The organism is Thermoleptolyngbya sp. M55_K2018_002, from assembly GCF_015295965.1.
Lineage (GTDB): Bacteria > Cyanobacteriota > Cyanobacteriia > Elainellales > Elainellaceae > Thermoleptolyngbya > Thermoleptolyngbya sichuanensis.
Map to the genome: position 1 here is coordinate 1 of NZ_DVEA01000105.1, position 8,897 is coordinate 8,897.

Consider the following 8,897-nt stretch of genomic DNA (forward strand, 5'->3'; position numbering starts at 1 on the left):
GCTTTGGGAGAGGGATTTAGGGTGAGGGTTACAAAAGTGGGATACACCTTGGAGCATAGAGGGTTGGGCGTTCAGTTTGTGGCAAAAAGTTCAGCAAGAAATTCAATTTTCTCAGCCATTGCCGGAATCTATCGCCAGCCCCACCGCACCTATGCAGGCTGCAACCCGCCAGCCAAGCTGTGCAGGCTATGTAGCCTTTTAGCAGCTTGTTGAGAGAATTTTTCTCTAAGCCTTAAGAAATTTCAACACGACCGCAATTTAGGCATGAGCAAGAGGGCGATCGCCTGGGTACTCTAGACTATGGGTCCTGGAAAACCGTGGTCTTTTGAGTTTGCGATCGCCCCTTATGCCTGACCCCACCCTCCCTGAGAGGATCGATCTACCCATGCCCAATTGGAGTACCCTCAGCAGAGTGAGATTATCGGGCGATCGCGGTTCAAAGTTCCGCCTCAAAGCCCCGTCCTATCCGCTTCAAGCTGTCCCCCCTGCGTCACGTCTATGATGAGGGTTGATGGTTATTCTCTGGTGATGAGGGGCATTAGATAGTTAGGGACTCTCTTTTCTAAAAATTCAGGCTAGAAAGCTGTGTCTAAAACCCGTCCGCATGTGCCTCGAAGGACATCCCACCGAGAGCATGTCCTACACCAGATCACCAATCGCATTCGCCAGTCTTTGGAACTGCCGGAGATTCTCTCCACCGCAGCCCGTGAAATTCGGCAGTTTCTCGGCGTAGATCGCGTTAAGATTTATCGCTTTGCGCCGGATGGCAGCGGCGAGGTGATTGCCGAAGCGATTCACAACAAACAGCTTCCATCACTGCTGCATCTCCACTTTCCGGCCAGCGATATTCCCCAATCCTCACGGGATTTGTTTGTGCGGGCCCGCCAGCGAGTCATTACCGACGTATCGGCCCAGCACCAAATGGCCCATCGGCTGGATCATCCCGACACGGGCGAAAGCCTGATCAACCATGACATTCGCCACGCACCCGCCGATCCCTGCCATGTGCAATACCTGAACACAATGGGGGTGCAGGCCTCTCTGGTCGTGCCAGTGCTGCACCAGCGCCAACTGTGGGGGCTATTGGTCGCCCACCACAGCAAGCCACGCCACTTTTCTGAACGAGAGCTTCAGGTAGTGCAGCTTTCGGTCGATCAGCTTTCGATTGCGATCGCCCAGGCAAACCTGCTGGCCCAAACCCGCGCTCAGGTGCTTTACGAAGCGACCCTCAACCAGGTCAGTCAACTCCTCCACAGCCCCCTCAGCCAGCCCGAAATTCGGCAGCAGGTCTTGGAAGCGATGGTGGCAGCGCTAAAGGCAGTAGGCGGACGGCTCTACATTGCAGCAGAACCAAGCGGCGAAGTGGCTCAACTCTACGTCATGGGCGAACAGCCCAACAGCCCAAATCTGGAGCAAGACCCGGTGTGGCAAGAACTGCTGGGGCGGCGCACAGACGGACTTTCCGCGCTCACCAGCACCCACACCCCCAGCCCAGAGGCGATCGCCCAGTTTGCCAGCCGCCTAGACACATCTTTAGAGTCCGAAAAGTCGGAAACTCTGCGCTTTCACACCTTCGACAGCCTGCAAGCCGATCCACGCTGGCGGCCCATCGTTGCCCTGCTAGAACCGACCTCTATCCGGGCGATCGCCCTGATTCCGCTCCAATTCCAGCATCAGTTTGTCGGCTACCTGGGTATCTTTCGCAGTGGCTATGACCAGGAAATCTTGTGGGCGGGCCAGCACCAGGAAGATGCCCGCAACATCATGCCCCGTGCCTCCTTTGCGGCCTGGCGCGAGATCAAGCTCAACCAGGCCCCAGAGTGGACACCCCAAGACATTCGGCTGGCCAACTCGGTGGCGATTCACCTCTACCTGGCTGTGACCCAGCGGCGGGTCGAGGCGATGATACGCTATCAGGCATCCCACGATGCCCTCACCAGCCTGCCCAATCGGCAGCTGTTTAACGATCAGCTTTCGCTGGCCCTGGCCAGCGCCCAGCAAGATGATGAAATGCTGGGGGTTGCGTTTCTCGATCTAGATCGATTCAAGCTGATTAATGATTCGCTGGGCCACGCGGTGGGCGACGAACTGCTGCAAGAGGTGGCCCGGCGGCTGCGGGCCTGCCTGCGTCCCTGCGATGCGATCGCCCGGTGGGGTGGCGACGAGTTTACCCTAGTGCTGCCGCACCTCCACTCTGCCGAAGACATCAGCCACATCGCCCAGCGCATTCTAGACCGACTCACCAGTTCCTTTTACCTGGGGGAACAGGAGCTATACATCACCGCCAGCCTGGGCATTGCTCTCTTTCCCTACGATGGGGCAGATGTGGAAACCTTGCTGAAAAATGCCGATCTGGCCATGTACCAGGCCAAGCAACAGGGCAAAAACAACTACCAGATTTATCACGAAGGCATGGCCGTGCAAACGCTGAACCACCTGGCGCTGGAGAGCGACCTGCGAAAGGCCCTATCTCGCAAGGAACTCCTGCTGCACTATCAGCCGCAAATTGACCTGATGACGGGGGCGATCGTCGGCGTAGAGGCGCTGCTGCGCTGGCAGCACCCGCTGCTGGGCTTTGTCTCGCCGGCCCAGTTCATTCCCCTGGCCGAAGAGTCGGGCATCATCTGCACGATTGGGGAATGGGTGCTGCGAACCGCTTGCCAGCAGCAGCGGGCCTGGCAGGATGCTGGATTGCCGCCGATGCGGATGGCGGTAAACCTGTCGGCACAGCAGTTTCAGCAGAGCAGTTTGGCCACCTCTATCTTGCAAACGCTAGAAGAGACGGGCATCGAGCCACAATATCTGGAGCTAGAAATTACTGAAAGCGCCGCCATGCGGGATGTGCAGTTTACCACCAGCACGCTAAGCCAACTGGTAGACCTGGGTGTGCAAATCGCGATGGACGATTTTGGCACGGGTTATTCATCCCTCAGCGTGATCAAGCACTTTCCCCTGCACACGCTGAAGATCGACCAGTCCTTTGTCCGCGATGCCCCCCATAATTCCAGCGACGTGGCGATCGCCAACACCGTCGTCGCTCTCGGACGCGGGCTGGGCCTCAAGGTTCTCGCTGAAGGGGTAGAAACCGCTGAACAAGTTGAGTTTCTTCGCTCCATCCAGTGCGACTTTGCCCAGGGCTATTACTTTAGCCGTCCCTTGCCACCAGAGGCGATCGCCCCGCTGCTGATAGGCAAACCAGTCACAGGATAACCAGATGACTGGAGTAGATAACGACTGAATCAATGCGGATGAAAGGACTTGAACCTTCACACCTTGCGGTACTAGAACCTAAATCTAGCGCGTCTACCAATTCCGCCACATCCGCGTGTTGCCCAGCCTACTGCCCAAAGCGGTAACCGGGTTAGTTCCGCTTGGGCTTGAACTTGGCTTAACTATCATAGCAAATGCAGGCGGGGCTGGCGCATCAGGAGTGACGCGGGCAGGTTCGTCGGGATTACTTGAGAAAGATTTTCGATAGTGTTGACATTAACTCTCAATAAGGGTACATTGTTTTTAGTGTTCTCCTCTCAAAGGATCGGCAGGTGGGGTTGGTCAACAGACCAGTCCCCCTTTTTTTGCCTTTTTATTGAGGACTTACGCAGTTGGATGATTTCTCGCGGGCTGCGCCCGCGAGAAATCATCCAAAACCCAGAAAACTTATCGAAAGTGCGTAGGTTCTGACAGGCACAAAAAATAGACGGCTGATGCAGCAAAGCCTCGCATCAAGCCGCCCAAAGAGAGTCGATTTTAGAAGGCTGATTTTTGATTTTGGAAACGGCTGATTTCCCGACCAATCAAGGCCGTTCAGTCCAGAGCTTCAATCCAAAATCTAAAATCCTAAATCTAAAATCCTAAATCGCCTAAATCGCAGTGGCGATCGCGTTTCTCGGTCGATAATCCGATCCCTGCTTGTTTGCACAGAATCCCAAATCAACCGACTGTCCCGGCTGCAACCGCTGTCCCCAACTGGGTGGCGCAACGGTATACCGCGAACCCTGGCGGCTAAAGGTGCCGTTCCAACTCTGGTTAATCGTTGCCTGATTCATGTCAAACGTCAGTCGCCAGTTGTTCACCGCGCTGCGCCCCTGGTTTGCCACCCGAATGGCAGTACAGAAACCAGTCTGCCAGTCTGACTGCATCGTCAAGCTAGTGCTGAGTCCAGATGAGGGACTAGGACTCGGCGAGGGGCTGGGCGAGGGACTGGGCGACGGACTCGGTGATGGGCTAGGGCTAGGCGACGGACTCGGCGACGGCCTGGGTGACGGGCTGGGGCTGGGTGATGGACTGGGCGAGGGACTCGGTGACGGACTCGGACTCGGCGACGGACTCGGCGACGGACTCGGCTTCGGAGTCGGGCTGGGGCTAGGTGATGGGCTGGGGCTGGGTGATGGACTGGGGCTGGGTGATGGACTCGTCCCCGGCGCAACCCCCGGCACAGGCAGCAATTGGTTCAAAAGTTGCTGCTTGTCCGCATGAATTGTCTGCCAGTTGTCTTGCAAGATGCCGCCTGTGTCGCCGCTATTCGGGTTCCAACTCCAGTAGGCGAAATGAAGCTGATTTTGCCCAATGAAATTGACAAACTGGCGCTGCCAAATCCCTTCTTTGGAACGAGTATCGACCTGTCTGCCGCCAAACTCGCCTACAAAAATCGGCGCAATACCTTCGCGAGCAATATAGTTGAACCCGATCTCCCAGCGCTCATACAGATTTTGGGGAAAGCTGGGTTCATTGAACCAGCTCTGGTTGTAAACCCCTGCCCCGTATTCGTGGGGAGAATACACCAGCTTATTGGGACGGGTCAGGCGCACGGGATAGTTTCGCACGCCCTCTAGGTTGCCGCCCCACCAGTGAACCGCAAGCCGCTGACCCGGCACGTTTTTCTCCACGCCTTCAACTACGATCAGCCAGTTGGGGTTCACGTTCAAAATGCTGTTTCCGGCCCGCTCAGCGGCCAATCGCCAGTCAGTAGACTGGTTCCCTGTGCCCCAGCTTGCTTGACCATGTGGTTCGTTCTTGAGGTCGGCTCCGATGACGTTCGCTTGGTTTCGATATCGGTTGGCCAGCATTGTCCAAGTGCTGATCCAGTCCTGTTCCGTAAAGCCATCGCCGTACCACAATTCAGGAATGCGCTGGTCGTTTAGGCGGTGGCAATCTAGCAGGATCATCAGGCCCTGGCGCTGGGCTTCTTGAATCACCAGATCCATGACTTCGAGGGGCGTTTTGCCCTGCAATTCGCGGTTGCTGCCGATAGAAAAATCCACGCCGCTGATGGTTTGCGATCGCAGCGATTGAATCGAGAATGGCAGGCGAATCACGTTGTAGCCCAGGCTGCGAATCTGCGCCAGCATTTGCTTATAGTCGCGGGCCCAAAGTCCATGCGGCGCGTGGGTTTCTGTCTCGATGCCAAACCAGTTCACCCCGCGCAGCAGGATTGTTTTGCCCGAAGCGTCGAGAATCTGTGAGCCACGGGTCGAGAGCGGAGTTTGCACGACTGTAGAGGCGATCGCCACGGGTGAACCCGACAACCCCGACGGCAACAGGCGGAGCGTGAAGCCAACGGTGAGCAACAGTGACAAACCAAACAGCAGGAAGCCTTTCAGACCTTTGCCGAGTCTCCATTGCCGTTTGGTCTGCCGTTTGGTCAAAAAACCGTCTGCGTCTTGATGTCCCCTCTGGCGTCGTCCTCCCCGATTGACAAACCCACCTCGAAAGATCTGCGTGAGTTTTCTGCTCATGGTTATTAAGTCCTCCATCGAAAGACGTATTGGAGAGTGCAAGACACTCAGAAGATGTACCACCTGATTCAAAAATGACCTCTTTCCTCTACATAGGTTTCCGCAAAACTCCGGGAAGCTTGAATTCTTCCTAAAGCAAGATTCAAGTTTTGATAAAGAAACCTAATTCGGTGATTTTTCGGATAGTTTCATCACAGAAAATACTTAGGAGGATTTCGGGAGAATTCTCTGTTCGGCATGTATTTATCCAGAAATCCCCATTGCTTTGAAGACTAATGTAGAGATTCAAGTGGAGATTGAACATGAGCCAAATAATTCTCTGAAAATCAGTGCTTCATGCCTGCTTTATTTTTCACATATTTGATAAAGCTTTGGAAAAGTATTTGAAAAGAATCCGAAAAGCTTCCAATAAGTTGAAGCGTCAATATTCAAGAGATGGAATTTCCGAATTCAGTATTATTCCAGCATTTATTGATGAGCGATCGCTCCCTATTGCCAGGAAATTGAAAAATTTGCAAAGCCACATTTTCGTCTAATCTTATACAGTTTTTCTCGAAACTATCAGATTTGTAGCCACTCAATGGATGACTTGGCATAATTGGCTCCCTATATTTAGTTCGGGATCTGTTCCATAAAAACCTCTGCCTCTGGCAAAAGACATACTGATGTAAGTTAGCTAAAGCGCTTGTTTTTTGCTTTAGATCACTTCTGTCTCAGGTGGCGAAATGAGTGTTTATATAGAGCGCGATATGAAAGTTTACTTGAGCTTTAAACGCAAGACTGTGCTCTTTACGAAAGGCATACCCAAGCCCCTTGGTCTGCGGGTTAGTGTTGTAAGTAAGCAGATGTCTTCCCGAACTCTAGCCACCAGGGTATCGTTACGCAGCACGGGTTGTACCACGGCTTGAAAGTGGGCATATCTAATAGGGATGACGATTTCACGTAGTTAGCCGCTTCTACATTTCTGTTGTTTTTTGGTTCCTGAACTATGAGCTTTCCACGTACTTTATTGTCTTCGTCACTGCTCGCAGGTGTTGTGTTTTCGGCAGCTACGCTTCCTATGGCTGCAATGGGTTCTCAGCCCCTAACGGTTCATTTAGAGAACCAGCCCATTTTCGCAGGGCAACTTAAGGAGCTATCGGGGCCCTACCTGGGGCTTGCAACGGCAGTCAGTCTGGGTGCTGGTGTGACGGCTCTGGCGCTGATGAGCTGGAGCGATTCTTCTCGGAAGCTAAGCAAGGCAGAGGATGAAGTGTCTGACCTACGTCAGCAGCTAAAAGATAAGGAAAACGAATTGGAAAGCCTGCGATTTTCGGAGACGCGGCTGGCTTCGGCAGGTCTGGAGGCTTTCCTGGATGAGGTGGAGACTGTTTCTCCTGCGGCTGAACTACTTCAGCACTCGCTGGCGCAGGTCGAAGTGGAACAGCGAGCCACGGTTGCGGTTGGCAAGCAAGCAGAATTAGTCAGCCTTGAGCCAATCAAGCGCCATGCGGTTTCTGCCGAAGCGGCTCAGCCTGCTTCTCTCGAAGCGACGGTCGAAAGTGTGTCTCAGGCGCTAAAGGGTGCGGACAGCCCCGCTCAGATCGACGACTTGCTGAATCATCTGAAGCAAATGATGGCTCAGATGGAAAATCTGAAAGCAGAGCAGCCCGCGCAAAAGCAGCAGACCCGCTTTACTCGTGTGCCCAACACGGTATGGCAGCAGCAGCGCCTTGCGTCCTAATCTGTCTGTAAGCCAGGTTCGTCTCTCATCTTTGCTCTAATTTGTCTCTGATTTAGAATCCCTGCTGGGTAAGACCTTGCGGGGATTCACACTTTTTAGCACGTTGCCCCACAAAAACCGGACTAGGGCTTCAGCAGCGTGGCCGACCACAAGCAGAAAAGGGGTAGATTGACCTGGCGATGGGCCGCCTCGATGAGTTCCGGATCGGGCGCGTTGAGTTCCGACAGGATCAGGGTTTGGTCTGGCGAAACGTGCGATCGCACCCATTCCACGCCCTGCTCTGCATAACAAGGCAGCAAGCGCTGGGTGATAACTTGCCACTGCGCCTGCTGCTCTGGCTTCGAAAGTCCCACTGGATAGGCGATCTCAGCCACCATCAGCACAGACTCGTTCCACACAGGCGGAATACCCTCCGGTTCGCAAAGATGGTCAACCCACATCTTTTCAAAGGGAACATAAGCCGTGCGGTAGGACATGCGGACGGCTTCGGCATCGGGAGCCTCAAAGCTGCAAATCATGCGGCGGCGATCGCCCGACAGCAGGGAATATCGCCAGGTTGCCTTTCGCGCTGCCAAACAGGGAAACACTCGCTTTCCTTCGTCTGCCAGAACCTCTGGCGTGATGGGATCAGGGCGATCGGTTTCAACAATAATGAGGGTCATGGTACTTTTTTCAGAGCAACGGCATGGGGATGCATCAGGGACATCTGGTGTCGGGTTTGGGCAACGGCGGCGCGGGCGCGGCGGCTGAGATCGGCGACGCTGATTTGCGGATAGAACTGCTGGAACAGGTTCCTTGCCTGCTGCTGAGCCGCGCCGACAGCGTTGGGATCGGGAGCAGTTTCGGCAACTCGCAGCCAGCCCTGCACCAGCAGCGCCCACGCCAGCGCCAAATCGACCGGTTGATCAATTGCCTGGGCTTCGGACAGCGCCACGGCTGCTTTCTCAATGGCTTGGACGGGGCGATCGCCCGCTAGATCGACTTCAGCAGCACTACTCAGCAGATACGACAGCATTCGGCGATTGTCTAACTGTCGCAGGACGGCGATCGCCCGATCGAGTGCCGCCGCTGCATCGGGTTCTTGCAAATGATATCGGGCCAGCGCGGTGAGAGCATCGGCCATGGCGGACTCGCTGCCCTGCCCCTGGATCTGCGAAGCAACGGAGGCGATCGCCTGACTGTAGGCCAGGGCTGCCGCTGGGTCTCCCGCTTCCAGTTCGGTGATGGCTAGATAGCTCAGCACCCAGCATTCGCGCCAATGATTCTGCTCCTGCTGCGCGATCTCGTAGGCCCGTTGCAGCAGTTCCCGCCCTTCGTCATAGCTGCCCGTGTGCAGCCGCACGCGCCCCAGCCCGCCGTACAAATCTGCCGACTCGTAGCCCACTCGCGCTGCCAGCGATCGCGCTTCTTCCAACAGCGCCTCTGCCCGCGCCATCTCC

General features: G+C 55.1%; 5 protein-coding genes and 1 tRNA gene. 2 read left to right on the top strand and 4 right to left on the bottom strand.

Features of this window, described 5'->3' with window-relative positions; all coding sequences use genetic code 11:
* Nucleotides 1–585 precede the first annotated feature (585 nt).
* Nucleotides 586–3,210 carry an EAL domain-containing protein gene (locus tag IGS51_RS05315; RefSeq protein ID WP_297076824.1) on the top strand — a complete coding sequence of 875 codons (2,625 nt, stop codon included), beginning with the start codon at nt 586–588 and terminating at the stop codon, nt 3,208–3,210.
* A gap of 33 nt (nt 3,211–3,243) precedes the next feature.
* Here the strand turns inward: IGS51_RS05315 and IGS51_RS05320 are convergent.
* Nucleotides 3,244–3,325: transfer RNA gene (locus tag IGS51_RS05320), tRNA-Leu, on the bottom strand.
* 535 nt (nt 3,326–3,860) lie between these two features.
* The gene (locus IGS51_RS05325; RefSeq protein WP_367279265.1) at nt 3,861–5,537 is read right to left on the bottom strand and encodes a cellulase family glycosylhydrolase; all 1,677 of its coding nucleotides are present in this window, start codon (nt 5,535–5,537) and stop codon (nt 3,861–3,863) included.
* Between the two features lie 1,267 nt (nt 5,538–6,804).
* Between IGS51_RS05325 and IGS51_RS05330 the strand changes: the two genes are divergently transcribed.
* On the top strand, nt 6,805–7,458 hold the full coding sequence (locus tag IGS51_RS05330; RefSeq protein ID WP_297076829.1) for a hypothetical protein: 654 nt from the start codon (nt 6,805–6,807) through the stop codon (nt 7,456–7,458).
* Between the two features lie 122 nt (nt 7,459–7,580).
* Here the strand turns inward: IGS51_RS05330 and IGS51_RS05335 are convergent, their stop codons facing one another.
* On the bottom strand, nt 7,581–8,120 hold the full coding sequence (locus tag IGS51_RS05335) for a nickel-binding protein (RefSeq protein ID WP_297076832.1): 540 nt from the start codon (nt 8,118–8,120) through the stop codon (nt 7,581–7,583).
* The coding region (locus IGS51_RS05340) for a tetratricopeptide repeat protein (RefSeq protein ID WP_297076835.1) at nt 8,117–8,897 on the bottom strand (781 nt) is incomplete at its 5' end. The genes IGS51_RS05340 and IGS51_RS05335, both read right to left, overlap by 4 nt.